The sequence below is a fragment of the Synechococcus sp. UW105 genome, assembly GCF_900473935.1.
In the GTDB taxonomy this organism is placed as follows: domain Bacteria; phylum Cyanobacteriota; class Cyanobacteriia; order PCC-6307; family Cyanobiaceae; genus Synechococcus_C.
In genome coordinates, this window is sequence record NZ_UCNN01000026.1 from 1 (window position 1) to 25,774 (window position 25,774).

General features: G+C 60.6%; 25 protein-coding genes. 18 read left to right on the forward strand and 7 right to left on the reverse strand.

The features are described 5' to 3' along the window. Positions 1-213: 213 nt before the first annotated feature. The gene (gene coaE, locus DXY16_RS10320; protein ID WP_244281653.1) at positions 214-861 is read right to left on the reverse strand and encodes a dephospho-CoA kinase; all 648 of its coding nucleotides are present in this window, start codon (positions 859-861) and stop codon (positions 214-216) included. Between the two features lie 94 nt (positions 862-955). Between coaE and argJ the strand changes: the two genes are divergently transcribed. From argJ to DXY16_RS10340, 4 genes are all read left to right on the forward strand, one after another. Beyond that, positions 956-2,191 (forward strand): bifunctional glutamate N-acetyltransferase/amino-acid acetyltransferase ArgJ, encoded by a 1,236-nt coding sequence (gene argJ, locus DXY16_RS10325; protein WP_115121152.1) that lies wholly within the window; start codon positions 956-958, stop codon positions 2,189-2,191. 64 nt (positions 2,192-2,255) lie between these two features. Next, on the forward strand, positions 2,256-2,951 hold the full coding sequence (locus DXY16_RS10330) for a hypothetical protein (protein WP_179949736.1): 696 nt from the start codon (positions 2,256-2,258) through the stop codon (positions 2,949-2,951). 70 nt (positions 2,952-3,021) lie between these two features. Next, entirely contained in the window at positions 3,022-3,330 is a 309-nt protein-coding gene (locus DXY16_RS10335) for a hypothetical protein (protein WP_115121153.1), read from the forward strand. After that, complete coding sequence (locus DXY16_RS10340) at positions 3,330-5,009, forward strand: AarF/ABC1/UbiB kinase family protein (protein WP_115121154.1); 1,680 nt, start codon at positions 3,330-3,332, stop codon at positions 5,007-5,009. Before DXY16_RS10335 ends, DXY16_RS10340 begins: the two co-directional genes overlap by 1 nt. Here DXY16_RS10340 and DXY16_RS10345 read toward each other — a convergent pair. Genes DXY16_RS10345 through eno form a run of 3 tightly spaced genes read right to left on the reverse strand, consistent with a single transcriptional unit; the run spans position 4,998 to position 7,838 of the window. Further along, positions 4,998-5,768, reverse strand: coding sequence for a hypothetical protein (locus DXY16_RS10345; RefSeq protein ID WP_115121155.1), 771 nt, complete (start codon positions 5,766-5,768; stop codon positions 4,998-5,000). The genes DXY16_RS10340 and DXY16_RS10345 overlap by 12 nt on opposite strands. Position 5,769: 1 nt before the next feature. Continuing rightward, positions 5,770-6,549, reverse strand: a complete 780-nt coding sequence (locus DXY16_RS10350; protein ID WP_371410909.1) for a phytanoyl-CoA dioxygenase family protein — start codon at positions 6,547-6,549, stop codon at positions 5,770-5,772. Continuing rightward, positions 6,546-7,838, reverse strand: coding sequence for a phosphopyruvate hydratase (eno, locus tag DXY16_RS10355; RefSeq protein WP_115121157.1), 1,293 nt, complete (start codon positions 7,836-7,838; stop codon positions 6,546-6,548). Before eno ends, DXY16_RS10350 begins: the two co-directional genes overlap by 4 nt. 99 nt (positions 7,839-7,937) lie before the next feature. Here eno and gloA point away from each other — a divergent pair, with 99 nt between their 5' ends. The 8 genes from gloA to rplL all read left to right on the forward strand — a co-directional run bounded on the left by gloA (position 7,938) and on the right by rplL (position 14,843). After that, on the forward strand, positions 7,938-8,339 hold the full coding sequence (gloA, locus tag DXY16_RS10360) for a lactoylglutathione lyase (RefSeq protein WP_115121158.1): 402 nt from the start codon (positions 7,938-7,940) through the stop codon (positions 8,337-8,339). Positions 8,340-8,356: 17 nt separating this feature from the next. After that, a complete protein-coding gene (locus DXY16_RS10365) occupies positions 8,357-11,230 on the forward strand; it encodes an ATP-dependent Clp protease ATP-binding subunit (protein WP_115121159.1) in 2,874 nt (957 codons plus the stop codon). A gap of 76 nt (positions 11,231-11,306) precedes the next feature. After that, entirely contained in the window at positions 11,307-11,546 is a 240-nt protein-coding gene (secE, locus tag DXY16_RS10370; protein ID WP_115016143.1) for a preprotein translocase subunit SecE, read from the forward strand. 63 nt (positions 11,547-11,609) lie between these two features. After that, the gene (gene nusG / locus DXY16_RS10375) at positions 11,610-12,269 is read left to right on the forward strand and encodes a transcription termination/antitermination protein NusG (protein WP_115016069.1); all 660 of its coding nucleotides are present in this window, start codon (positions 11,610-11,612) and stop codon (positions 12,267-12,269) included. Between the two features lie 109 nt (positions 12,270-12,378). Further along, positions 12,379-12,804, forward strand: coding sequence for a 50S ribosomal protein L11 (gene rplK / locus DXY16_RS10380; RefSeq protein WP_115016070.1), 426 nt, complete (start codon positions 12,379-12,381; stop codon positions 12,802-12,804). A gap of 83 nt (positions 12,805-12,887) precedes the next feature. Continuing rightward, the gene (rplA, locus tag DXY16_RS10385; protein WP_115016072.1) at positions 12,888-13,595 is read left to right on the forward strand and encodes a 50S ribosomal protein L1; all 708 of its coding nucleotides are present in this window, start codon (positions 12,888-12,890) and stop codon (positions 13,593-13,595) included. A gap of 280 nt (positions 13,596-13,875) precedes the next feature. Continuing rightward, positions 13,876-14,403, forward strand: coding sequence for a 50S ribosomal protein L10 (gene rplJ, locus DXY16_RS10390; protein WP_115121160.1), 528 nt, complete (start codon positions 13,876-13,878; stop codon positions 14,401-14,403). Positions 14,404-14,450: 47 nt separating this feature from the next. Continuing rightward, complete coding sequence (rplL, locus tag DXY16_RS10395) at positions 14,451-14,843, forward strand: 50S ribosomal protein L7/L12 (protein WP_115016076.1); 393 nt, start codon at positions 14,451-14,453, stop codon at positions 14,841-14,843. A 277-nt stretch (positions 14,844-15,120) separates the two neighbouring features. Here the strand turns inward: rplL and DXY16_RS10400 are convergent, their stop codons facing one another. Beyond that, entirely contained in the window at positions 15,121-15,849 is a 729-nt protein-coding gene (locus DXY16_RS10400; protein ID WP_115121161.1) for a DUF3747 domain-containing protein, read from the reverse strand. A 59-nt stretch (positions 15,850-15,908) separates the two neighbouring features. Between DXY16_RS10400 and DXY16_RS10405 the strand changes: the two genes are divergently transcribed. The 5 genes from DXY16_RS10405 to DXY16_RS10425 all read left to right on the forward strand — a co-directional run bounded on the left by DXY16_RS10405 (position 15,909) and on the right by DXY16_RS10425 (position 22,610). Then, positions 15,909-16,679, forward strand: a complete 771-nt coding sequence (locus DXY16_RS10405) for a ribonuclease H (protein WP_115121162.1) — start codon at positions 15,909-15,911, stop codon at positions 16,677-16,679. A 7-nt stretch (positions 16,680-16,686) separates the two neighbouring features. Next, positions 16,687-17,880, forward strand: coding sequence for a quinone-dependent dihydroorotate dehydrogenase (locus DXY16_RS10410; RefSeq protein ID WP_115121163.1), 1,194 nt, complete (start codon positions 16,687-16,689; stop codon positions 17,878-17,880). Positions 17,881-17,913: 33 nt separating this feature from the next. After that, the gene (locus tag DXY16_RS15195) at positions 17,914-19,542 is read left to right on the forward strand and encodes a PilN domain-containing protein (RefSeq protein ID WP_244281654.1); all 1,629 of its coding nucleotides are present in this window, start codon (positions 17,914-17,916) and stop codon (positions 19,540-19,542) included. Beyond that, positions 19,539-20,279: a hypothetical protein gene (locus DXY16_RS10420; protein WP_115121164.1), complete on the forward strand. Its 741-nt coding sequence runs from the start codon at positions 19,539-19,541 to the stop codon at positions 20,277-20,279. Before DXY16_RS15195 ends, DXY16_RS10420 begins: the two co-directional genes overlap by 4 nt. Positions 20,280-20,366: 87 nt before the next feature. Continuing rightward, positions 20,367-22,610 (forward strand): type II secretion system protein GspD, encoded by a 2,244-nt coding sequence (locus tag DXY16_RS10425; protein ID WP_115121165.1) that lies wholly within the window; start codon positions 20,367-20,369, stop codon positions 22,608-22,610. A 16-nt stretch (positions 22,611-22,626) separates the two neighbouring features. Here DXY16_RS10425 and DXY16_RS10430 read toward each other — a convergent pair whose 3' ends face one another. After that, on the reverse strand, positions 22,627-23,478 hold the full coding sequence (locus DXY16_RS10430; RefSeq protein WP_244281655.1) for a pentapeptide repeat-containing protein: 852 nt from the start codon (positions 23,476-23,478) through the stop codon (positions 22,627-22,629). Between the two features lie 90 nt (positions 23,479-23,568). Between DXY16_RS10430 and DXY16_RS10435 the strand changes: the two genes are divergently transcribed. Beyond that, on the forward strand, positions 23,569-24,678 hold the full coding sequence (locus DXY16_RS10435; protein ID WP_115121166.1) for a histidinol-phosphate transaminase: 1,110 nt from the start codon (positions 23,569-23,571) through the stop codon (positions 24,676-24,678). A gap of 14 nt (positions 24,679-24,692) precedes the next feature. Here the strand turns inward: DXY16_RS10435 and DXY16_RS10440 are convergent, their stop codons facing one another. Continuing rightward, positions 24,693-25,772: a glycosyltransferase gene (locus tag DXY16_RS10440; protein ID WP_115121255.1), complete on the reverse strand. Its 1,080-nt coding sequence runs from the start codon at positions 25,770-25,772 to the stop codon at positions 24,693-24,695. Positions 25,773-25,774: the final 2 nt, after the last annotated feature.

Consider the following 25,774-nt stretch of genomic DNA (forward strand, 5'->3'; position numbering starts at 1 on the left):
GCACCAGCGGCGAGGGAGGCAGCAGCGGCGGCGATGGTTTTGATCGTGGTCATTGGTGGAAGGGAGGTGTGCTCCCGGTTGCGGATGAACTCAAGATCGCCGCAATCACCTTCGGAGCTGATGACCTGCGATGGCATGCGCTGTGAGCTTGATCACCACTGGTGTCGAGGTGCTTGAGATCGAGATGATCACAGTTCGCTGAGTGTTGAAGATTCAGCTGCTCCAGTGCAGTTGTTCGGCGATCTGTGCTTTCCAGCGCTCTGGCGCTCCGCTGTTGTCGAGCACCAGGTCAGCGTGCTGGCACTTCTCGCGCATGGGCCATTGCGCCCTGATCCTGGCCATGGCTGCCTCTTGATCCAATCCATCTCTCTGACACAGGCGCGTCAGTTGTTGTGTTGGCGTGCACTGCACCACCCAGATTTCCGAGCACAGGGCTTCGAGTCCCGCCTCGAAAAGCAATGGAATCATCAGCACAATCGCTGATGCCTGAGGCTCTCGGTCGATCTCCTGGTTGAACCGAGCCTGCACCACTGGGTGAATCAGTTGCTCTAGCCACTGACGTTCTGCGGAGTTGTTGAACACGATCTGGCCGAGTGCTCGTCTGTCAATCCGGTGCATCTCGCTGGCGGCCGCCTCATCACTGGTATGCAGCGATGCTTCCACTTGGGGGCCATAGCGCTGGATCACGGCTTCAGCTCCTGGGCTGCCTGGGGCTAGTGCCTCGTGGGCGTAGATGTCGGCATCCAGGACAGGCAGGCCCTGCTGCTCTAGGTAATGGCCCACGCTGCTTTTGCCGCTGGCGATTCCACCCGTCAGGCCGATACGACGTTGCAGACCTTGCCAGCGGTGAGCGGAGCTCAAGAATTGGATCGGAGTCGTCACGACCAGTTTGTCGCTGGGTTGGGCCTCTGGCGGCTTAGATAGACGAACGTGGTTCGCCTTGCCGTTGGTTTCGATGGCGCAATCTGTCCGCTGGTCTCCCATCCCAGGAGGGATCACAGCACCCGATGGGTTTCAGGCTGCAGGGATCCGGGCGGGGTTGAAGGCCTCCGGTAGACGCGACCTTTCGCTTTTACTGGCGCCCGAGAATGCTGTTTGTGCCGGCACTTTCACAACTTCCGTTGTCAGGGCTGCCTGTGTCGACCTCTGTGCGGCACGTCTCCAAGAGGGCGCCCCCAGGGTTCGTGCAGTGGTGACGAATTCCGGCCAGGCCAATGCCTGTACCGGCGATCGTGGGCTGATCGACAGCCTGCGAGCCACCCAGGCCGTGGCGGATCGTCTAGGGCTGCTGGCTGATCAGGTGCTGATCTGCTCCACCGGTGTGATCGGTGTGCCGATCCCGATGGACACGTTGTTGGCGGCCATGGATCCCTTGGTCTCCGCTCTTGCGGATGATGGGGGGGGCGCTGCTGCTGCAGCCATTCTCACCACCGATCTGGTGGACAAGCAGATCGCCCTTGAGGTGGAGTTGGGTGGGCGCCGGGTCCGCATCGGTGGGATGGCCAAAGGCTCGGGAATGATTCATCCCGACATGGCCACGATGCTGGGCTACCTCACCTGTGATGCCAGTGTTCCTGCTGATCGGTGGCAGGCGATGGTGCGTCGTGCAGTGGATCGCTCCTTCAATGCGATCACCGTGGATGGTGACACCAGCACCAACGACACGTTTCTGGCCTTTGCGGCTGGTGAACCGCTTGCAGCGGAACAGTTCGATGCGTTGGAGGAAGGTGTGACGCTGGTGGCGCAGCATCTGGCCAAGGCCATCGCTCGGGATGGGGAGGGTGCCACCTGCCTCATCGAGGTTCACGTCGAAGGTGCCACCAGCGAGGCAGATGCACTACGGATGGCACGCACGGTGTGCTCGTCTTCACTCGTGAAAACAGCGGTGCATGGTCGTGATCCCAACTGGGGTCGGATCATTGCGGCTGCCGGTCGTTCCGGGGTCTCCTTTGATCGAGGAGCTGTCACTCTCTGGCTGGGGCCTCATCAATTGATGAGGGATGGTGCTCCGATTGGCTTTGATCAACAGGCAGCGTCTGCTTATCTTCAGTCGTGTGTGCAGGGGGCTTATCTCCAGGACGACTGTGTGCAGATCCGTCTTGGTCTTGGAGATGGTGTGAGTGAGGCAAGGTCCTGGGGCTGCGACCTGTCTGCTCAGTACGTGCGCATTAACGCCGATTACACCACCTAGGGATTCCTCCGCAGACAGGAGCAAAAAGGGCTGGCAGGATGAATGCGCTGTTCGTGCCTGAGTTGTGCCTGCGGAGAATCAGCCAAAACAGGAGAAGAAGCCACGGCGTCGCCCACGTTTCTGGGTCGGACCACTGGTGGCAGGTTCCTGTTTTGCCTTGGGCTATGGCATTACCCAGCGAGTTGTGCTCCTGCAGGCAGGCAACTCCAACGTCAAGCATCAGACCTTCACGGCGCAACGTTTTCCTGGCGAAAGCCTCGAGTCACTGCGGGGCCGCAACGAGGGAGACTCCAGGCCTCTCAGCGCTGATGTGGCGGCTCGCGAGGCTGAGCTTGCTAAAACCCGACCGCCAAAACCGAAAAAGGACGACAAAGCCTTATTGGCTGCTGAGCGCATCGCCGCTGAAGCCCGTCTGCGTCAGCAGCAGGCTGCTGCCACACCAGCTCCTGTGCTGCCTGCAGCAGTCGTGACTGTGGAGGATGGATTTGACTTGATTCCTGCTCCGGAGCTCCCGGCTGATCCTGATGCTCAGCCACGGTCTGAGTTGAAGGCTGTTGATGGATTGACGCCGGATCCTGACGTTGTTGATTTGCTCGAGTTGCCGAATCCGGAACCCTCGGCTCCTTTGGCCGTGGAGCCCGCTGTGATCCCTTTGGGAGCACCTGCAGCCCCGACAGCGTCGCCAGTCGTGCCCTCATCGACCCCACTGCTTCAGCCAGTTCTGGAGATGCCGGTGCCGGTGTCTCCCCCAGATCCCTAAGCGGAGCTTGTGAGTCTGCGGCAATCGTCTCTATAAATTTGCCACAGTCTTCTCATAGTGGTGATACCTCATGCCTTCTCCCGATGCCCTCATGAAGGCCACTGTCAGTCGTCTGACGGCGAGGTTGGGACATGGTCTGGCTGAAGCTGCTGCTGAAGTAGCTGTTTTGGCGCAGGATGCGCCAGAGCGAATTCGACGCGAGTGGGATCTTTTTCAGGAGGAGGTTCAGGCTGAGGCTGAGCGGTTGGAGCGGGATGGCCAAGGTCCAGAGGAGTCCGTCACGCCGCCCCCGGCCGAGTCTGGAAATTCGCAGGATCAGATCGACCGTTTGCGCGCAAAAGTGGCCGACCTGAATACCCGCATGGAAGGCAGCCTCTGATGGGTTTGAAACGGTTGCGATCGCCTCTGCGTGGTGCTTTCCGTGCCCTGCGCATCTGGCGCTCCGTTCTCACCTTGATCGCCTACCTCTGGTGGGATGCACGTGAGTGGACCTATTCAGGTGGTTGCACCCCCGAGCGGCGAGCGAGGCGACAGCAGACCCGCGCCCGTTGGTTGACGGCTGAATTGCTGTCTTTGGGTTCTGCGTTTATCAAGCTTGGGCAGCTGTTGTCTGCCAGGCCGGATGTGTTGCCAGCCGGTTGGGTGGCTGAACTCGCCGACCTTCAGGACAAGGTGCCTCCCTTCTCCTTTGATCGGGCTCAGTCGGTGTTGGAGCAAGAGCTTGGCCAGCGCTGCGCCGAGATCATTGACCTGGACCAGATGCCATTAGGGGCGGCCTCCCTCGCCCAGGTGCATCGCGCCAGCCTGCGCAGTGGTCGGCAGGTGGTGCTGAAGATTCAGCGCCCTGGTCTTGAGACTTTGTTCCGCCTCGATCTGGAGGTGATGCAGCAGGTGGCTGCAGTCCTGCAGCGCCATCCGAGCTGGGGACGAGGGCGTGACTGGGTGGCGATCGCCCAGGAATGTCGCCGGGTGCTCCTGCGCGAACTGGATTTCCGCATGGAAGCCCAATACGCCGCCCGCTTCCGTCAGCAGTTTCTGGATGATCCTCGGATTCGCGTTCCTGGTGTGATCTGGGAACTCAGCACTCGCAGGGTGCTCTGTCTCGACTACCTACCTGGCATCAAGGTGAATGACCGTCCGGCTTTGCTCGAGGCCGGGATCGATCCTTCTGCCGTGGCGGAGATCGGTGCCGCCAGCTATTTGCAACAGCTGGTGCGTTTCGGGTTTTTCCACGCCGATCCCCATCCCGGCAATCTTGCTGTCGCCACTGATGGCGCTCTGATTTATTACGACTTCGGGATGATGGGTCTGCTCTCTGAAGCATTACGCCGTCGCTTGGGGTCGATGGTGCGGGCTGCGGCCTCCAGGGATGCTTCTGCACTCGTCGAGGAGATGCAGGCCGCTGGAGTGATCGCTGCTGACATTGACGTCGGTCCGGTGCGCCGCCTGGTGCGAGTGATGCTCAAGGAGGCCTTGACTCCCCCCTTCAGTGCCAACGTGATCGACCAGTTGTCTGGAGATCTCTACGAGTTGGTGTATGGCCAGCCGTTTCGGCTTCCGGTGGAGCTGATTTTTGTGATGCGGGCGCTGTCAACGTTTGAGGGAGTGGGGCGCAGCCTCGATCCCAGCTTTAGCCTTGTGGCGATTGCCAAGCCTTACCTGCTGCCCCTCATGACTGCCAGTGGATCCGGCTCCAATGATCTGTTCAATGAGTTGGGCCGCCAGGTGGGGGCCCTCAGTAGCAAGGCTGTTGCCTTCCCCAGGCGGCTCGATGAAAGTCTTGAGCGGCTTGAACAAGGGGATCTGCAGTTGCAGATTCGTATGGGCGAATCCGATCGTCAGTTCCGCCGCATGGTGACGGCGCAACATGCGATTGGCCAGTCCCTGCTGCTCGGCGCCCTGGCGCTCTCGGCGGCTTTATTAGGGGCGAGCCCGCGCCCTCTCTGGGCCCTACTGCCGCTGGCTGCTGGGGTGCCTGTCGCGATGGGATGGTTGAAGTTGCAGCTCAAATTGCGCCGTGACGCCCGCGTCGAGGGGCTATCGGGCTCAGGGCGCTGACGCAGGCATGGCTAATAGTTTGCTGCGCAGATCCTGCTGAAAAGCACGATTCCGTTCTGGTGAGATCCCAAGACTGGGCATGGCAGGAATCAGCCTGTTAAAGCTCTGCTCGAATCCTTTTGAAAAGTGGCTGCGGTTGGCGTTGGTGGGGATCACTCCGTTGTGGTCAGTTATCAGGATTGATGGGCTGTGGGCAATGCCAATATCCACGTGGATCGCAATCCAGCGCTGATACACAAGCCAAACCGGCATCCAGAACCTCACCATGCTCCTGAGACTGTTCAGTGACTGGGGCATCACCGCCTGCAGTTCCGGGTCGCTTTGATGGACAAACAGGCGATAGCTGCTGTCCCATGCATGACGCAATGGGTTGCTGGCGTTCTGATAGCTCCAATTGCTGATGCTGCGTAACCAGGGCCGTAGCGAGCGATTGAGCAGGAATCGTTGATGCCCGTGGCGATCCAGTGCCTGATCGCTGAGCTCAGCCGTTAACAGAAAGAGGCTGGTGCAGATATCCACCGTGGGTGCCAGTTGCTGGCGACGCTGCTGGAGCCATTGCCAGCGCAGGTCATCAAAGTCGGGTTGCCTGTGCTGCTGGATCAGCAGGGGTGCTGCATCCATGCCGAATTCGTGGACGGCATTGGGGAGGCTGCAACTCAGTGCTGTAGAGCCCATTTTGGGCAGGCACTGAACGAACACATGGCGGCCATGCTTCCGGCCGGATGCAATGGCAGCAGAGAAGTCGCGGAACCGGATCATTTCAGAGCACTGGATGTCGGCTCCCTTGCACCAGTGCTCCTTCAGCCTCCGCGCCGAACAAGGTGCACAAAGTGGTGCTGCGCATACGAGCGCCAGCCGGCCCCGCAAACCCTGGTGGATTGGCACACAGACGGGTCCCTTCCGCCACAAAGGCCACCCCTAGGGCGCGGCGCCAGTGCGGAGTGTTGTTGGCCGGCCCGTAATGCCAGACCTGCCCCTGGTGGATGTCCACATCTCCGGGTTGCATCGCCGGAAGCTGACGCATCGGTGCTCCATGGCGAACCAGCAGCCGACGCAGGCTGGCTTGGTCCGGCACATCGCTCTGCTCCGGCGGCAGCATGGCTGTTCCCTCCGCATAAACCAAGGTGCAGTGCTCAGGGATTGGATCGAGGGGGATCCAGCAGGTGTAGGACTGGCGATCGATGGGCAGGAAGTCGCGATCTCGGTGCCATGGGGTCCCCTGCCCTCCTGGGGCCTTGGTCAGCAGATCAAACTGCAGCGGTCGGATGGCTGCTAGCCCACTCACCTGTTTGACCGCTGCCACGAGGTCTGGCGCGGTGAGGAGGGCGAAAAGCTCCTGGTGAAAGCGGTCAGCGGTGAGGTGGCTGCCGTCGGCCTGGATGCCCAGCAGTGCTTCCCGGCCAGCTTGTTGGCCCTGGTTGACCGCGCCGGTCTTCAGAGTCTCGTTGATCGTCGCCAGCCATTCAGAATCAAGCAGCTGGGGCACCAGCCAGTGCCCTGCTGCTTTGTGTTCTGTGTCAGGACTAGGGCACGCGATCAGCCGTTGCCGCGGGGGCCTTGGCCAGCAGCACCGGCGTAAACGGCCTGGCTGCCCAGTTCGTCTTCGATGCGCAGCAGCTGGTTGTATTTGGCGACTCGCTCACTGCGGCTGAGGGAGCCGGTTTTAATCTGTCCGGCGCGGGTGGCGACGGACAGGTCGGCGATGGTGGTGTCTTCGGTTTCGCCGCTGCGGTGGCTGATCACGCTGGTGTAGCCGGAGCGGCCAGCCAGGTCGATCGCCTGCAAGGTTTCGGTGAGGGAACCAATCTGATTCACCTTGATCAGGATCGAGTTGGCAATGCCTTGATCGATGCCCCGCTGCAGGCGCTTGCTGTTGGTCACAAACAGGTCGTCACCCACAAGCTGCACCTTGCCGCCTAGCCGCTCTGTGAGCAGCTTCCAGCCGTCCCAGTCGTCTTCGGCCAGCCCGTCCTCGATCGACACGATGGGGAAGCGGTTGACCAGTCGCTCCAGCTGGCCGACCATCTCGGCGCTGTCATAGCTGCCTCCATCAAAGGCGTAGCGACCACCGTTGAAGAATTCGGTGCTGGCCACGTCCAAGGCCAGGGCAATCTCATCACCAGGTTTGTAGCCGGCTTGTTCGATCGCTTGAACGAGGATGTCCCCAGCTTCGATGTTGCCCAGATTGGGAGCGAAGCCACCTTCATCCCCCACGGAGGTGCTCAGGCCGCGGTCGTGGAGCAGACCCTTGAGGGTGTGAAACACCTCGGTGCCCATGCGCAGGGCTTCCCGGAAGGTGGGAGCGCCGTGGGGGACAAGCATGAACTCTTGAAAGTCCAGGCTGTTGGCAGCGTGGGCCCCGCCATTGATCACATTCATCAGGGGGACCGGCAGCAGAGAAGCCATGGGGCCGCCCAAGTAGCGATAGAGCGGAAGTCCGACGCCGTTCGCGGCAGCACGCGCTGTTGCCATGCTCACTGCCAGGATGGCGTTGGCGCCGAGATTGGATTTGTTCTCGCTGCCGTCCAGCTCTTGCATGGTGGTGTCGACGGCCGCCTGATCCAAGGCCGAGAGTCCACAGAGGGCAGGGGCAATCCGGTCTTCGATGTGGTCGACCGCTTTGGTGACACCCTTGCCCATGTAGCGGTTGCCGCCGTCCCGCAGTTCATGGGCTTCATGGGCACCGGTGCTAGCACCGCTAGGCACAATCGCCCGGCCGCTGGCTCCGCCTTCAAGCAGCACTTCTGCCTCCACCGTGGGGTTGCCGCGGGAATCCAGCACCTCCCTGGCCACGATGGTGTCGATGACGAGATCGAGGGAATCGAGCACGTGCAGCCGGTCAAAGATGAAGAGATCCTATGGAATGCCCTCTGCCGCATCCCTGTGCTCTTTGGCACCATGCGGTGAGAACGGGCGGAACCACAGCGCATGCGCATGCTTCACACCATGCTCCGAGTGGGAGATCTGGAGCGATCCCTGAGCTTCTACACCGATGTTTTGGGGATGCAGTTGCTGCGCCGCAAGGACTACCCATCTGGCCGTTTCACCCTGGCTTTTGTGGGCTATGGGCCGGAAAGTGACAACACGGTGCTGGAGCTGACCCACAACTGGGACACCAATCAGTACGCCCTTGGGGAGGGCTACGGCCATATCGCCCTCGGTGTGGATGACATTTATGGCACGTGCCGGATGATTGCGGATCGAGGCGGCCGTGTGGTGCGTGAACCAGGTCCGATGAAGCACGGCAGCACCGTGATCGCCTTTGTGGAAGACCCCGATGGCTACAAAGTGGAATTGATCCAGCTTTCGTCTCGTTCGGACGCTGCATAAACCAGGTTCAGCCCGCCATGACCTCTTCGGCCCGCTCCAGCGTTGAACCTCCCGCCAGTCTCACGGCTGAGCCTGATCGCTTCAGCGATGACGCCTGGGAGCTTCTTCTGGCCGGGCAGGATCTCGCCCGCCGTTGGCGTCACGGTGAGCTGGATGTGGAGCATCTGCTCCAGGTGTTGTTCAGCGATCGCCATTACAGCGAGCTGGTGGATGCCCTCAGCCTCGATTGCGAAGAACTGCTTGATCAGTTGGAGGGATTTCTGGCTGATCAGCCGATGGCCCGCGGCGATGAATTGTTCATCGGTGAGGATCTTGAGGAGTTGTTGGAAGAGGCCGATCGCTGTCGTGGTCTCTGGGGCTCCCGCCTGATCGAGGTGTCCCATGTGTTGATCGCCATGGGGCGTGATCCTCGCGTTGGTGCTGATCTTCTCGAGCGGCAGGGTCTGCCGGCAGACCGTCTTGAGGCAGAGGTGCGTCAATGGCGTCCGTCACAGCGCACCGCTGTTGCGCCGAGAGACGAGGCACTGGCACCTCTCCCGTCGCGGCCTCCGATGCAGTCGACTGGTGCACAGAGCTCTGCGCGCCGGCCTCCGGCTCCGGCCTCAGGCCCCCAGCCCACCAGCCCGTCCGCCGCCGACCCTGCCATGACCCGTCGGCGCAGCAGTCGCAGCGCCCCCGTGAGCTCGGTGGCGCCAGCGGAGTCAACACCGGCCGCCGATCCACTCCTGGCCGATCAGGCGCCCGAGGCAGACGCCACGGCGCTTGCGCTTTATGGCCGAGATCTCACCGCCGCCGCGTCTGAAGGCAAGCTCGATCCGGTGATCGGTCGTGACACCGAGATCCGCCGCCTGATCAAGGTTCTCTCCCGTCGCGGCAAGAACAATCCGGTCTTGATCGGTGCCCCCGGTGTCGGCAAAACAGCCATCGCTGAGTTGCTGGCGCAGCGGATTGTTGCCGGTGAGGTGCCGGAGTCTTTACAGGGTCTTCGTCTGGTTGCTCTCGATGTCGGCGCTTTGATCGCTGGAGCCAAGTTTCGCGGCCAGTTCGAGGAACGCCTCCGCGCTGTGCTTGCCGAGGTGAGCGACCCCGATGCAGGGGTGGTGCTGTTCATCGATGAGCTGCACACGGTGGTGAGTAGCGACCGAACCAGTGCTGATGCCGGCAGCTTGCTCAAGCCCGCTCTGGCGCGGGGGGATTTGCGTTGCATCGCCGCCACAACGCCAGAGGACTACCGCCGCACGGTTGAGAAGGATCCCGCTCTGCATCGTCGCTTTCAGCAGGTTCCGATCCTGGAGCCCTCCCTCGAGCTCAGCGTGGAGATCCTGCGCGGTCTCAAGGAACGCTACGAGCTGCACCACGGGGTCACCATTACCGACGAGGCGGTGGTGGCATCCATCCGCTTGGCTGATCGCTACATCAGCGACCGTTGCCTGCCTGATAAAGCCATCGACCTCATTGATGAAGCGGCTGCTCAATTGAAAATGGATGTGACCTCCAAGCCCCAGGTTGTGGAGGATGCGGAAGCAGAGCTGCGCCGCGTGGAGTTGTCGTTGCTTGCAGCGGAGCAGGCACCGGAATCGGAAAGGGTGCAGCTCCAGCGTTCCAGGCTTGAAGCATCCAGCCACTTGGAGAACTTGCGGGATCGTTGGCAGGCTGAACGGGACCAGCTGGCGGAACTGCGGCAGTTGTTGCAGGACGATGAAGACTTGCGGCATGCGATGGCGGAAGCCGAACGCAGCAGTGACCTCGAGGAGGCGGCCCGACTGGAATACGACCAGTTGCATCGCGTTCAGCAGCGCCGCCACGATCTCGAGCAGGCCCTGGCCGAGGCCCAGGCGGCCGGTACGGCTCTACTGCGTGAGCAGGTTGAGGCTGGCGATATCGCCGACGTGGTCGCCCGCTGGACCGGCATCCCGGTGCAAAGGTTGATGGCGGGAGAGCGCCAGAAGCTGCTCGAGCTTGATGTTCACCTTGGTGAACGCGTGATTGGTCAGCCAGAAGCGGTGCAAGCTGTTGCCGCTGCCATCCGCCGTGCCCGGGCTGGGATGAAGGATCCGCGTCGTCCCGTGGGTTCTTTTCTGTTCTTGGGCCCCACAGGTGTGGGCAAGACGGAGTTGGCCAAGGCTTTGGGTGCTCTCTTGTTTGACGAGGAAGAGGCCCTGGTGCGTCTGGACATGAGCGAATTCATGGAGCGCAATGCTGTGGCGCGCCTGCTTGGTGCCCCCCCTGGCTATGTCGGCTACGAGGAGGGTGGGCAGCTCACGGAGGCGGTGCGTCGTCGCCCCTATGCACTTTTATTGCTGGATGAGGTGGAGAAGGCCCATCCGGATGTGTTCAATGTGTTGCTGCAGGTGCTGGATGATGGCCGCCTCACCGATTCCCAGGGCCGCACGGTTGATTTCCGCCACACCGTTGTCGTGATGACCAGCAACTTGGCCAGCCGCGCCATTCTTGATACGGCCCGCCAGGTTCAGCAGGAGGGCTCGGATGTGGAAGCCCTGGAGCGGGCCCTTGCTGGGCAGGTGGATGACGCCATCGGCCGTCAGTTCCGTCCGGAGTTTCTCAACCGTATTGATGAAGTGATCCGCTTTCGACCTTTGGGGGTCGACGATTTGGAGCGGATCGTGCGCCTGCAGTTGGAGGACCTCTCGCTGCTGATGGCGGAGCAGGGGCTGGCCCTTGAGGTGGATCCTCCGGTGGTCAGGGCTCTGGCGGAACTTGGTCATGAGCCCGAATACGGAGCGCGCCCCCTGCGTCGTGTGCTGAGGCGCCATCTGGAGAACCCGCTGGCGACTGAACTGCTGGAGGAGCGTTTCACTGGAGCTAAGACGGTGCGTGTCAGTGCCGGGGAGACGTCGGCAGATCCCTTCCGATTCGCTGCGGACTCTTGACGAGAAAGGCATCCGGTATGGTGTCTGTTTGCCGGCAGGTGCCTTTGGTACCGGCGTCAGCACCGGCCGAGGATCCGTGACCACCCCCACCTCCGAGGACACAGCAGCGACCAAGCCTCAGGCCCCCTCTGGCGATAGCCGGAAGGGAGGGTTTGTTGCCGCCACTTTGGAAGAGCTCAAACTCGTGGTCTGGCCCACCCGTCAGCAGCTGTTCAGCGAATCAGTCGCTGTGATCTTGATGGTGAGTCTGTCGGCTGCTGCGATTGCATCAGTGAGTCGTTTCTTCGATTGGTCGGCCTCTCAGGTGTTTCGTTGATCAGCGGCAATTCCGGTCGTGATCTGTTGTTCTCGTCTTTCAGTTTTTACTTCTCCTTCGCCCGTGTCTGACGTCGACCTCACTGATCAGAGCGCTGATGTGCTCGAACTGCCAGCCCCCAACGAGGGTGAAGTCGGTACGGCTTCGGTGGCACGCACAGCGATTGCCCGCTGGTACGCGGTGCAAGTGGCGTCCAGTTGTGAGAAGAAGGTGAAGGCCACCCTGGAGCAGCGAGCTGTCACCCTCGGCGTCAGCAACCGCATCCTTGAGATCGAGATTCCCGAAACGCCCGCGGTCAAGATCAAGAAGGACGGCAGCCGTCAGTCCACCGAGGAGAAGGTCTTCCCCGGATACGTACTGGTGCGCATGGTTCTGGATGAGGACACGATGATGGCGGTACGAAGCACCCCCAACGTGATTAATTTCGTCGGGGCTGAGGACCGTCGTGCCACTGGTAAGGCCCGTGGTCATATCAAACCCAGACCTCTGAGTCGTTCGGAGGTGGATCGCATCTTCAAGCGGGCGGCAGAGAAGAAGACTGTGGTCAAGGTTGATCTCACCGAAGGTGATCAAATCCTGGTGACCGCCGGGCCCTTTAAGGATTTCCAAGGCGAAGTGATCGAGGTCTCGGGCGAGCGCAGCAAGCTCAAGGCTTTGCTGTCGATTTTCGGGCGGGAAACCCCGGTCGAACTCGAGTTTTCCCAGGTCAGTAAACAAGGCTGATCCAGCGGCGGCCGTCTCCCTGCGGAGGGCGGCCTCTGAGGTGGTTCACCACCTCGCCGCACCTGCCCCGAGGGTCAGGTGATCCGCAGATGTCCAACCCCGCTAGCCGATGGCCAAGAAAGTCGTAGCTGTGATCAAGCTGGCCCTTCAGGCCGGCAAAGCCAACCCTGCACCACCGGTGGGCCCTGCCCTCGGTCAGCACGGGGTCAACATCATGGCATTCTGCAAGGAATACAACGCCCGCACGCAGGACAAGGCCGGGTTCGTGATTCCGGTGGAGATCTCGGTCTTCGAAGACCGCAGCTTCACCTTCATCACCAAGACGCCTCCGGCGTCGGTGCTGATCACCAAAGCCGCTGGAATCCCCAAAGGTTCCGGTGAGTCCGCCAAGGGAAGTGTTGGTTCCATCAACCGCGCCCAGCTCGAGGAAATCGCCAAGACAAAGCTGCCCGATCTCAACTGCACCAGCGTTGAGTCGGCGATGCGCATCATTGAAGGCACCGCCCGCAACATGGGCGTCGCCATCAGTGACTAACTCGTTCAGCCTTTCAGCGTTTTCCGCATTCCGTTCACCTCATTGGGGGAGACCTTTCCGGTCGCCTGCACCCCGTACCTGTCATGCCCAAACTCTCTAAGCGTCTGGCCAGCCTCGTCGGCAAGATCGAGGACCGTGCCTACGAACCTCTTGACGCGATCAAGATTGTCAAGGACAACGCCAACGCCAAATTTGACGAAACGATCGAAGCGCATGCGCGCCTTGGCATTGATCCCAAGTACACCGATCAGCAGCTTCGCACCACCGTCGCTTTGCCTGAAGGCACTGGTCAGACCGTGCGCATTGCCGTGATTTCTCGTGGTGAGAAGGTGGCCGAGGCCAAGGCTGCTGGTGCCGAGCTCGCCGGCGATGACGATCTGGTGGAGACCATCGCCAAGGGCGAGATGGATTTCGACCTGCTGATTGCCACCCCCGACATGATGCCCAAGGTGGCCAAGTTGGGTCGAGTGCTTGGTCCCCGTGGCCTGATGCCGAACCCCAAAGCTGGCACCGTCACGACTGATCTGGCTTCGGCGATCAAGGAATTCAAGGCCGGCAAACTTGAATTCCGTGCCGATCGCACTGGCATTGTTCACGTGCGTTTCGGCAAGGCAAGCTTCTCTGCTGAAGCCCTGCTGAATAACCTCAAGACTCTGCAGGAAACGATCGACCGCAACAAGCCCTCTGGCGCCAAAGGTCGTTATTGGAAGAGCCTTTACGTGACCTCGACCATGGGTCCCTCTGTGGAAGTGGATGTCACGGCGTTGCAGGACATCGCTCAGGACGAGTGATCACTGCGTCGAGTCGTTCAGAAGGCAAAGCCTCCACCTTGGTGGGGGCTTTGTTGTAAGTTGGGCAACTGGCGAAAGCCAGACGGGCACGCGCCCGGCCAAAGACAGCAGGTGATCGTGTTGGTTGAAGACCTGCTCTTCAACCGATTGATATAAGCCCTGCCGAGGACAACGCAACGATTTTTCTCCCTTTGGGATTGGATCGGCACGCGGCCTCGATTCCTTCGGGAATTGCAACGGCTGCGTGCCCAGCTTGTTCCCCCGATCCGATCCAATTCCTATGGGCCGCACGCTGGAGAGCAAGCAACAGATCGTCGAAGAGCTCAAGCAGCTTCTCGGCGAGGCCGAAATGGCACTGGTCCTGGATTACCAGGGTCTTTCCATCAAAGAGATGTCTGATCTGCGGACTCGTCTGCAGGCCAGCAATGGTGTGTGCAAGGTGACCAAAAACACCTTGATGCGCCTGGCTATTGATGGTGACAGTGCTTGGTCGGATCTCAAGTCCCTGCTGTCGGGCACCAACGCCTTCGTTCTGGTTAAGGGCGATGTTGGTGGTGCCGTGAAGGCTGTTCAGTCCTTCCAAAAAGACACCAAAAAATCCGAGACGAAAGGCGGCCTTTTCGAAGGCAAGCTCCTCTCTCAGGACGAGATCAAAGCTATTGGCGATCTTCCTTCCAAGGAAGCGCTTATGGCCCAGATTGCCGGTGCCGTCAACGCAGTGGCCACCAAGGTGGCTGTTGGCATCAACGAGGTTCCCTCCGGTCTCGCTCGGGCGCTCAAGCAGCACGCCGAATCCGGCGACAGCTGATCGTCTTCGACCCGACTGTTTTTTTGATCTGTTGCTGATTCCCAACCATGTCTGCAAAAACCGACGAAATCCTCGAATCACTGAAGTCTCTTTCCCTGCTTGAAGCTTCCGAGCTGGTCAAGCAGATTGAAGAGGCCTTTGGTGTTTCCGCTGCCGCATCTGCCGGTGTGGTGATGGCAGCCCCTGGCGCCGCTGGTGGTGCTGGTGGTGAAGCCGCAGAAGAGAAGACCGAATTTGATGTTGTGCTGGAAAGCTTTGATGCTTCGGCCAAGATCAAGGTCCTCAAGGCTGTGCGCGAAGCCACTGGACTGGGCCTGGGCGATGCCAAGGCCATGGTCGAGGCTGCTCCAAAGGCCATCAAGGAAGGCGTGTCCAAGGACGACGCCGAAGCCGTCAAGAAGGCCATCGAAGAAGCAGGTGGCAAGGTCACCCTCAAGTGATCCTCCGGTCGGAGTTCGCTCCGGCTGCACCCTTTGCTTTTGAACCGGTTGCCCCTCAGGGGGTAGCCGGTTTTTTCATGGCTCCTCCGCGATGGCGCATAAAAAACTCCGCCGAAGGCGGAGTCGATCAGGGAGGCGCATGGCAGGCGTCTGGCCTTGTTTCGACCCTGCAGAGGCGCGCAACACTCCTCACACATCTGTTTTGTAGATGCTGGGCTCTGATCTGCCTCCCCTGGGGTGGCGCTCTGGTAACTGTCCAGCTGGTCCTGCCCTGGACTCAGGGGCGGAAGGGTATGACCTCTAGCCGGATCGGTCCCTTCCCAAGCCGGTTTGTGTTGCGAGAGATCAGCTGTGGGGGGCGGGGGGCGCTGATTCCCATCCTGCTGGCTCCGGTGGATGGTCGTTGTCCAGCCTTGGCCAGCAGCGTGGTGGTCGGTTCAGCGTGGGCGAAATACACATGGCTGAGGGTGCGTCCTTTGTAGGCCCGACGTTCCAGGCTCCAGCCCGGTTCGAGTTTTAGTTCGACGAAGGCATCCCGCTTCCGTTGCACTTGTTCGGAGCGGGCTACCACGATCGGCACTGCTCGGTTGGGATCGAAGGCGGTGAGCACAAGCCCCCGGCGGTCACTTTCGATCCGTAGGCGGAAGGCGGAATCCATGTCGCTGCCGCCAGTGCGCAGTGAATACCCGTTGCTATCCAGGTATCGGCTGCAGATGCCGGTGAAATCAAATCCGTTGAGCGCAGGATTCACCAGTCCATCGCTGCGCTTTTCCCAACACAGCGGGCGGGTTTTGATTTGCTCCAGAACCAGCAGTGTCCAGCGGTCTTGACCTACTGCCCTGGCCAAGACCGCGAACCGTTGTTCATCGAGCGGTTGGCTGTCAAACAAGCTGGCGGCTGCAAGCGGGATGCCAGCCGCAGTCAGCCCGGCGGCCACCACAAGGGCTGCAGCTGTCCTTGGCCCGAGGGGCTGCGGGCTCCGCTTGTCGGGGTAGGTTCGCGGCATTGCTTTGGGCCCGCGGGGGAAGGAATCTGTGTTCTACCGAATTTGGCGCGGAGAAACCAATGGTTGAGGGCCGCGGACGGGTGATTGCGGCAGCCACCGATGGGGCTTGCAGTGGCAACCCAGGGCCTGGAGGCTGGGGCGCACTGCTGCGCTTTGAAGACGGCAGCGTTGAGGAGTTTGGTGGCTTTGCTCCCGCAACGACCAACAACAGGATGGAGCTCCAGGCGGCGTTAGCTGTGCTGGAGCGTCTGCAGGAGCTGCCACGCCATCCCGACCTCCGCCTGCGCACCGATAGCAAGTATTTGATTGATGGACTGAGCTCCTGGATGAAGGGCTGGAAACGGAAGGGATGGAAAACCGCAGCGGGTAAACCCGTGCTCAATCAGGATCTTTGGAAGGCTCTCGATGCAGCCCGTCTGGATGATGTGCCTCTGGCTTATGTGAAGGGGCATAGCGGTGATCCCGACAATGAGCGCGTGGACCAGATTGCGGTTGGTTTTTCTCGCGGTCAGTCGCCCGTCTCCACCAGGGCTGGAGTCGTCAAGCCAGCTGCTGAGGCTGCCGTATCTCGCGCTGATCCCAACGAGCAGGATCCGGCGCCTCCAGCCCTTGTCAGGCTTTTGAGCCGGCTGGAGCTGGCCGACCGTTTGGCGGATGGGGGCTATTCGCTCACGCCGATTGAACTGGCCCAGCTTGTGGAACAACCGCTGGCCAGGCTCGAGCAGAAAAAGGACGCTTGGCGTTGGCGCGATTGGGAGCTGCAGCCAGTGGAGCAGGGAAAGCGATGGCGGTTGCACCGTGGCGCGGCAGGATCAAAGCAGTCGGGATGAGGACGGGATGGGTCAACCGTCGCCTATGGCCAGCGGAGCTTCAGGCCCAATGTCTGCCGGAGGCTTCTATCAACGTTGGTTAGGCCCCGTGTTGGCCAACGATGAGGGTGTGGATGCAGAGCAGCTCAGCCGAACTGCGCTGACCGCTTTAGGACAGGCCAGTCTGCGCCGGAGCTGGCCCGGCATCTCCACTGTGCTCGATGGCGTCTCCTCCGAGTTGCAACGTCGGGATCTACGCCTGGAGCAGGTGTTGTTTGGCTGTCGTTTCAGCAATCCAGTCGGTCTGGCAGCTGGATTCGACAAGAATGGAGTCGCAGCAGGAATCTGGGATCGTTTTGGTTTTGGTTTTGCCGAGGTGGGGACCGTCACCTGGCATGCCCAGCCGGGAAATCCACGCCCTCGTTTGTTCCGATTGGCCCAGGAACAGGCAGCCCTGAATCGCATGGGCTTCAACAACGATGGTGCTGAAGCGATGCTGCGCACCCTGGAGCGCCAGGCTCTGCCACCTCCGGGGCAGCGTCCTGCGGTGTTGGGGATCAATCTGGGCAAGTCGAAGATCACCAGTCTGGAGCTCGCTCCCGACGACTACGCCTCCTCCCTCGAGTTGCTGGCGCCGATGGCTGATTACGCCGTGATCAACGTCAGCTCCCCGAATACTCCCGGGCTCAGAGATCTTCAGGACTCCGCTCAGCTTCGACGGCTGGTGGAGCGGTTACGGCGTCTCCAGGCTTGCCCACCTCTGTTAGTGAAGATTGCGCCAGACCTGGAGGATGACGCCATCGATGCCATTGCGCGACTGGCCTACGAGGAAGGGCTGGCGGGGATCATTGCCGTGAATACCAGCCTTGACCGCCTTGGACTGGGGGATCGGGTCATGCCTCAGACCGGACAAACCTTGGCTGAGGAAGCCGGTGGTCTCAGTGGGGCGCCTCTGCGGTATCGCGCCCTGGAGGTGATGCGTCGCCTCAGGGCCAGCGCCGGTCCTTCTCTGCCGTTGATCGGAGTGGGTGGCATTGATTCGCCTGAGGTGGCATGGGAACGGATCACAGCCGGCGCCTCTCTGATTCAGCTTTATACAGGCTGGATTTTTCAGGGGCCCGCTCTGGTCTCGCGGATTTTGGAGGGGTTGAGCCTTCAGTTGGATCGCCATGGCTTTCGCAATCTCACTGATGCGGTGGGCAGCGGCGTGCCCTGGCAATGATCGATACCCTTCACGTAGGGCTGAATCCCGTGCTTGGAGCTGGCTGACCTTCTGGATCGAGTACCAGCGCTTCGGCGTCTGGATGTGCTTTCCCATGCCTTTGCTCCGCGTCAAAGGGTGGTGATGGCGGTGGAGGGCGACAGTCTCACCCTCTCGTGGTTGAAGGATGGCAAGCGTCAATGGCGTTGTGAGCGCTTGCCGGCAGATCTCTGTCGTGATGGCCTGCCGATGCAGCGTCAGGCTTTAGGCGAATTGTGTGCCGATTTGCTCCTGGATAGTGGCCTGTCCACGCCTGGGGTGGATCTGGAGTTACTGCTCCCTCTTCAGGCCTGTCAGTGGCGTTTGCTCGAGGGTGATGCAGAACTGACGGTGCTGGATGGAGAGGCGTTGCGTCAGCTGCAGCCCAGGCTTGATTGGCCCTTCAGCCTCGAGGATGCCTATGTGGCGCTGCATGCATCTGTGGGCACGCCAACGATGTGTGTGCTCGTCGGTACCCAGCGCTTGATGCTGCAGGCCTGGGTCGATGTGGTTGAAGCGGCCGACCTACGTCTGCATCGGGTCGATTGGTTGCTGGCCTCCGCCTGGAGTGGTCTGGTCGACTCCTTTGATCAGGTGCCTGACGAACTGATTTGGCTGATCCGCAGCCGTGGTGGATGGAGAGTGCTGTTGCTGCGTCATGGGTTCCCGGAGTTGGACCGCTGGCTTGGCGACGTTGAGCTTTCGCCAGACTTGGCTAAGGCTGAGGCTCTTCAGGCTGAACTGAAGGCCATGCTTTTGGCCTGGGATCGTGATCATCTCCCCGCCCAAGCTCAGCCGCAGTGGGAGCGCACTTGGTGGATTACAGCTCTTCCTCAGGACCGGGAACAATGGTTGCCGTGGCTTGGGGCGATGGCGGAAGGACCGGTGCTGGGCTTTCCCCAGGGAGCGACTGCTGGTCTTGTGTCCACAGAAAACCCGCTGATGACTCTGGCTCTCGAGGGGGGAGACAGGCTGGATTTGTTGGCGGAACGACGGCCGGAGTTGGGTCTGTCGCCTGCCGCTCCACCCGTTAGAGAAAGCCGAAACTTGCTTCTCGAGGGTGCTGCATGGGGTGGTGGGGTGCTGCTGCTCACCCTGGTTGGGCTGGGGGTGATGCGTTGGTGGGAGACCTATCAGCGCCAGCAACTGGAAGCCTTGCTGCCTGTGGAGCAGACGGTGTTGGCGACTGAGGCAAAGCTGCGCCGGCTGAAGCTGCGGACGGCGAGCCTTGAGAAGGACAACAGGCAGATCGCTCAGCAACTTGTGGCGGTGCGTTCCGGTTCAGCCCTTCTGGAGCAGTTGCGCCGGATCACCCCTCAGGGGGTTCAGCTTCAGGATCTCAGCGTGAATGGTGATGCGATCAGTGTCAGCGGTGTCGTGCAGGCAGGGGGTCGCCCTGGCCCGTTGGAGCGAATTAATTCCCTGGTGTTGGCCATGGCCGCCTTGCCTGCCTCGAAGGATGAAGGAGTCAAGGTGGTGAAGATCACACGGACTGACAAAGGGGACGGCTCGGTTGTGAGCTTCAGCCTCACCTGGGGCCTTGATCTCTCGGTTCAGCCAACCTTGGCGGAGTTCGAGGCGCTTGGTGCGAAGGGGATGGCCGAGCGCTTGCGGCTGCTGCAGTTAAAGGGGGTGGCACTGTGACCAACCTCAACCCCGAACTGCCAGCTTGGCAGCGGCGTTTCACCCGCGAGCGCGTGCTGGTGGGATCCCCGCTATTGGGTGTGCTGGTGGTGATCCTTGTATTGGTGGGCGTTGACGGCTGGCCTCGCTTTGGACGCCTGCAGCAGCAGCAGCAGCGACTTGAGGAGCTGCGCCAGAAGCAGGGAGCCTTACCTGGCTTGCAGCGGCAACTTGTGCATGCACAGATCCGGGCCCGGGAGGAGGAGGAGCAACAGGCCCTACTGGTGGATCTGATTGCCGGCCGGGAACGGATTCAGACCTTCTTGGCCCAGCTCAGCCGGCAGGCGTCTTCCACAGGAGTGGTGATCGAGCTGTATGAACCGGAGGCTTCAGCCCTGCCGCCGGATGCCGGGCCGCCCGGTTCTCCCAATCGCTCTAGTGGCTCGCAAGCAGAGGAGCAGGGCAAGGATCCACTGATGAACCTCGGCTACAGCAAAACGAGTGTGTTGTTCCAGGCCAAGGGTTCGTACGCAGCATTGCAGGCGTTTCTTCGCAGGATGGAAAACCTCCAGTTGCTCGTTCAGCCCAGTGACCTCGCCCTCCAGGCCCTGGATGATCAAGCCAATGCCCAGGAGCCGGGTGTGGTGGTTCGCCCTCTCACCCAATTGAAGTTGCGCTTGAGTTTCTTTGATAAAACAGTTGGGGAGGCCAACCCCTCTGCTTCAGGTGCGGGCCGCTCAGAGGCCTGGCGTTCCTAATCCTTTGACATTTCGGTCGCACCCCGCTGGCTGAGGTCGGATGCGATCGATACCATCCGCCCATCACGTGATGTTGGTGGCCGGCCCATGACTTCTTCCCGGCGACTGACGCCTCTTGTGCTGGCGTTAGCCCTGGGGGGGGCGTGCCTGGATGGGGTGGCCCTTGCCTGGAACGGCAGTGGCCAGGCCCTTGCACAGAGTCAGCACCAAGGGAGCATGCAGCTCACGTTGCGGCGTCAACCCAATGCGCTGGAAGTGGTTCTGGAGGGAGTGGGATCGAAGCCACTGTTGCAACAGCGTCTGAATGACGGTGTTTGGGAGGGGCGACTGCAGACCCAGGGCACGCCAGGGCTTCGGCGTGGCCCTCAGACCCTGAGCTTGCCCTCGCTGGGGATTGAGGCCGTGTCGCTCAGCGGTGGTGGCGACACCTATCGGGTGACAGTGCGGCAGGCCACTGGTCAGAGTCTGAAGGATCCCGTGGTGAGCGCTGATGGCCGCAATTTGATCCTGACCTTTGACGGCTTGGGAACGCCCCAGTTGCAGACCGGACGCCTGGATCTCAACACGCCAGGACGGGTCTCCCAGCAGCGTTATGCCCCCCCCTTGCGTCCTCGGGCGATCGCCCCGCCGCTAGGGGACATGGCCGTCGGCACCATGGTGCTGCAGAACCGCAGCTACGTGAATGTGAGTGGGCCGTCTGTGACGCTCACGCTTAAAGATGCTCCTGCGAAGGATGCTCTGATGGCCCTGGCTCGCCTAGGCGGTTATGGCTTCGTGTTTGTGGATGATCCTGGTGGGGCGGATGCCGGAGCCACAGACGCTTCCGCTGCGGACTCGGGGGCGGATGCCCAGGCCAAGACTGGTCGGCCCGTTTCGATCGCCTTTCAGAACGAGTCTTATTCCAGGGCGCTGAACGGAGTGCTCTTGGCTTCTGGTCTGCAAGGCAAGCTTGACGACCGTACTTTGCTGATTGGACCGACAGTCGCCGCCAAGACGTTTGGCCCTCAGATGTCGAAAGTGATCAGATTGAACCAAGTCAGTGCGCGAGCAGCGGCTGAGTATTTGGGGAATCTTGGAGCCACCGTGAATTTCACCAATACGGTGACAGTGACCTCAGGAGAACCTGCTTCTCAAGGCACCGCTGATATCAGTAATGCAACGTCTCAAGAGAAATCGACCATTACGCAGACCGAGAGCTATGGCGCCTCAACAGGTCCATTAAGAGGGCTTGTGGTGACGACAGATTCCAGGCTTCAGACGGTGACACTCGTGAGTGATTCCAAGCTCGTGAAAATTGCCGAGGGCTACCTAAGGCAGATTGATTTGCGCCAGCGTCAGGTTGCACTTTCGGTTCGAATTCTTGATGTCACTCTTGATAATGATGCTGCTATCAGCAATAGCTTTGCCTTCCGCTACGGCAATAATTTTATCGTGAGTGATCGTGGTGAGCTTGTTGGTGCATTTGGCAATCTTCTGCCCCCTAATGACAATAATTTTAATGCTATTGCTGGAGATGCGCAGAGTGGAAAGCGCCAACGGATCACGTCAACTGGGGCGGATGCACAAGTGGCGCAGGAAATTCTTGAGCCCCTGGATCCAGCTCGAGTTAATCCCGGCACGATCTACCCAAAGGACAACTTTTTTGACTTGATTAAGGCGCTGATTATGTCCAATAGTGCGAAGACATTGGCTTCACCCACCCTCATCCTTAGTGAGACCCCTCGCGAGATTGCTGGTGGTGCGGAGGTCTCCTCCTCTGGTGGTGACTCGGCCTTGAATAACGCCACGATTGGTCGTCCTAGGGCGAATGAATCCTTTGTGACAGTGGGTACTCGGGAAATCGTGAGCTATGCCGTTCAGGCTGGGCAGAATGGTGCCCCTAATACGTGCCAGCCAGAGTTTGGAACTGCAGGTCTTGCATTTGGCGCGAGGGTTTCCAAGATTGATGATAATGGTTTTATTTCTTTTGCTCTTTCGCCGGCCATTTCTGCTGTCACTCGCACCACGGACGTGCCCAATTGTGGCCCCATTAGTATTCTCAGCTCCCGCCGCTTGGATACAGGTAGCTTGCGTGTTCGTGATGGTCAGACGCTGATTCTTACGGGTGTAATTTCCGATAGCGATATCCAGCAGGTGAGAAAGTGGCCGATTCTCGGCGATCTGCCTTTAATTGGTCAATTCTTTCGGCAATCCAATGGCTCGCGTCGTAAGAATGAATTGGTCATCCTGGTGACGCCGCGCATCATTGATGATCAGCATGGCGGTACCTATGGCTATGGATATCAGCCCTCGATCCCTGCCGCACGGCAGTTGACAGGTTCCAGCTACTGAGCTCCCAGCTCGCTATTCAGAAGCCCACTCCCATGGGGGCTAGCACCTTCACCGCCAGTGGCGCCAGAGCCTGCGTCACAGACGCCACTCCGCTGAGAATTTGCCCGCCCCAACCATTGCTGTGAGGCTTGCCAACGGTCTCCGTCCGTCGTTTCTGAACGCTGGTGGCGGCCTGCTGAAGTTGCGCTACGACCTCGACATTGCCGCGCTGTTTATAGAGGACGGCCGCGTAACGGAAATCTGCAGCGGCGAACGCGTCCTTCGCCTGTTCCGTACGGCAGATTCCTCGAGCCACCCAGCTCAAGGGCTCGTGCGGGTGGCGTCGGATTGCATCGCTGAACAACTGTTCCGCCTCGGACCAGCGGCCGGCCTGAAAAGCCTCGACTCCAGCGTTATGTAAGGCCGCATGGCTGCGTGTGCCGTGAGTAATGCCGCTGGCGCCTTGCCAGTGCGCCTCCTCGAGGGCGTTCGGGCTGAGCTGGGCGCCGCTCAGATCGGCTTCACGTAGGTCTGCTCCATACAGGTTGCTGCCCCTGAGATCGGCCCCCCGAAGCGAGGCGCCACGCAGACTGCTGAAGTTGAGATCGGCGCCGCTGAGGTTCGCTCCATCAAGACGAGCTTGCCCCAGATTGGTGCGCATCAGTTGTGCGCCTCGAAGGTCGGCATCGCGGAGGTCGGCATGGACTAGATCCGCGTCAGCCAAGTTGCATTTCGGGCAGTGTTTGTTCTGCAGCAGCGACAGAACCGCATCGTTGGCATGAGCCGGCCGGGGTTGTGATGACGATGCAATCAACATCGCAACCAGGATCCAGCGATGTCCCAGGGCGGCCATGACACTGCGTAGCTGTGGGTTGGTTGTATCGGTCATTGATCGTCCCGTCGAGGCGTTGTCGGTCTGACCTGTTGCGGGGGGGATGGGGCTGGAACGGCAGGATGCTCTGATCTGGAGTCAGCTCCCTTGACCAGCCAGGGTCCCGCCCATGGCGGCAATCTCAGCGATGAAGCGCGGAGGCTGGGATGCGACCCGCGCCGGCTCCTAGATGTGAGTGCGTCGCTGGTGCCGTTTCGGCCGCCTTCAGTGATGCGTCGGGCCTTGGCCGCGGCGATCGATGGCAGTGCTCTGCGTGATTATCCCGATCGAGGCCAAGCAGACTTGCGAGAGGCGATTGCGCAGCACCATGGCGTTGATGCTGCGTCTGTGTTGCCCGGCAATGGGGCTGCTGAATTGTTTACCTGGGCCGCTCGTGATGCGGCTGCTGTGGGCGTCAGCCTTCTCCCCACTCCAGGATTTTCGGATTACGTCCGCTCACTGAAATGTTGGGATGGCGCTCTGTTGCCCTTGCCATTGCCGTTGTCCTGGGGTGATGTGTGGCCTCAGTCCTTCCCGGAGACCGCACTCTCAGGACATGGCTCTGATTGTTTGTGGATTACCAATCCTCATAACCCCACCGGTCAGCTCTGGGATCTGAAATCGTTAACGCGTTTGTTGCCTCGCTATGCCCTCGTGATTTGTGACGAGGCATTCCTGCCCTTAGTTCCTGGAGGGGAGGCTCAGTCCATGATTCCACTGCTGCAGGACTATCCAAATTTGGTGGTCATTCGCAGCCTCACCAAGCTGTTTGCTGTTGCCGGTTTGCGTTTGGGCTATGCAGTGGCGTCTTCGCAGCGTCTGCAGCGTTGGGCAGCCTGGCGAGATCCATGGGCTGTGAATGGACTGGCTCTGGCTGCAGGAGTGGCGGTGATGCGTGATCGATCGGGCCTTCAGCGCTGGACGCAGAGGGTCCACGATTGGGTTCATCATGAGCTGCCTTGGCTTCGTGCTCAGCTTGATGACCTGCCTGGGCTGAAGTCGTATCCCAGCAGTGCGAATTATCTGCTTGTGGAAGCCAAGCATTCACTCATGGCCATGCGCGAAGGGGTCGCGCGGCGTGGAGTGTTGCTGCGTGACTGCCGTTCTTTCGAAGGCCTGGGAGAGTGTTGGCTTCGGATTGGTCTGCAGACTCGCGCCAACAACCGCCGCATCATCCATGCGTTACGCCAGGAGCTGGATCATCAGCCCTTGGTTTGATCGGCGCCACGAGCTCAATTGCCGACTAGCTCATGCAACAGCCGCACTAGTTGGTGTTCGGCATCGCGCACGGCGAGTTGTTCCATGCCTGCTGCCATCGTGATCAACGGATCAGCATCTGGATCACAACTGCGCAGACGTGGTCCCAGGAGACGCCAGAGGGTGTTTCGCAGCGTGTGGTGTTCAGGCTCGTGTTGGTGCACGATCACGGCGGCGCCCAAGGCGGCGGCACAGGCTGCATTGGCATCCTGGTGTTGATCGGCAGCCTGGGGGAACGGCACCAGAATGCTGGCTGTGCTGGTGATGGCGAGTTCGCTCAGGCTGCCGGCTCCAGCTCGGCTGATGGCCAGATCGGCATGTTGCAGCAGCCCTGGAATCTCATCGCTGAAGGGTTGTTCCGCCAGTTGAGGGTGCTTCAGGCTGCCTGCTTCGGGATCGTTACTGCCACTGAGGTGCACCACCCGGCAGCCGGCTTCGAGCAGATCGGGTAGGACGGCACGCACCATTCGATTCAGGCCGACGGCGCCTTGGCTACCGCCCATCACCAGCACGAGCGGCCCTGTGCCGGCCGGCACCCAGTTCGGTAGGGGTTGGGGCGTGAGAAAGCTTTCGCGCACCGGCGTACCGGTGACGACGGCTTTGCAGCCGGGAATGCGTTCCACCGCTGCTGGTAGACCAACCGCCACCTTGGTGCAAAAACGGCCTAATAGGCGGGTCACCCGACCCGGAATGGCGTTCGATTCATGCAGCACCACAGGGATGCGGCTCCAGCGGGCCGCCAAAATGGCTGGTGCAGCGATGTAGCCGCCGGTGGTGAAGACCACCTGCGTGTGCTCCTGCTTGATGAGGCGCCGCACGTCCTTGCTGGCGACGATCAGTTGAATCAGCTGAAGCAGTTTGCGCAGCCCCCGCCCCTGCAATCCTCCCGCTTTCACCGTGATCAGTCTGAAGCGGTCGGGAACCAGTGAGGTTTCCAAGCGATCGGGTACTCCTAGCCATCGGCTGCTCCAGGAGGTGGGCAGCGCCTCGGCAACAGCGAGCGCAGGAAAAAGATGCCCGCCGGTACCGCTGGCGGCGATCAGAAGCCGTGACATGG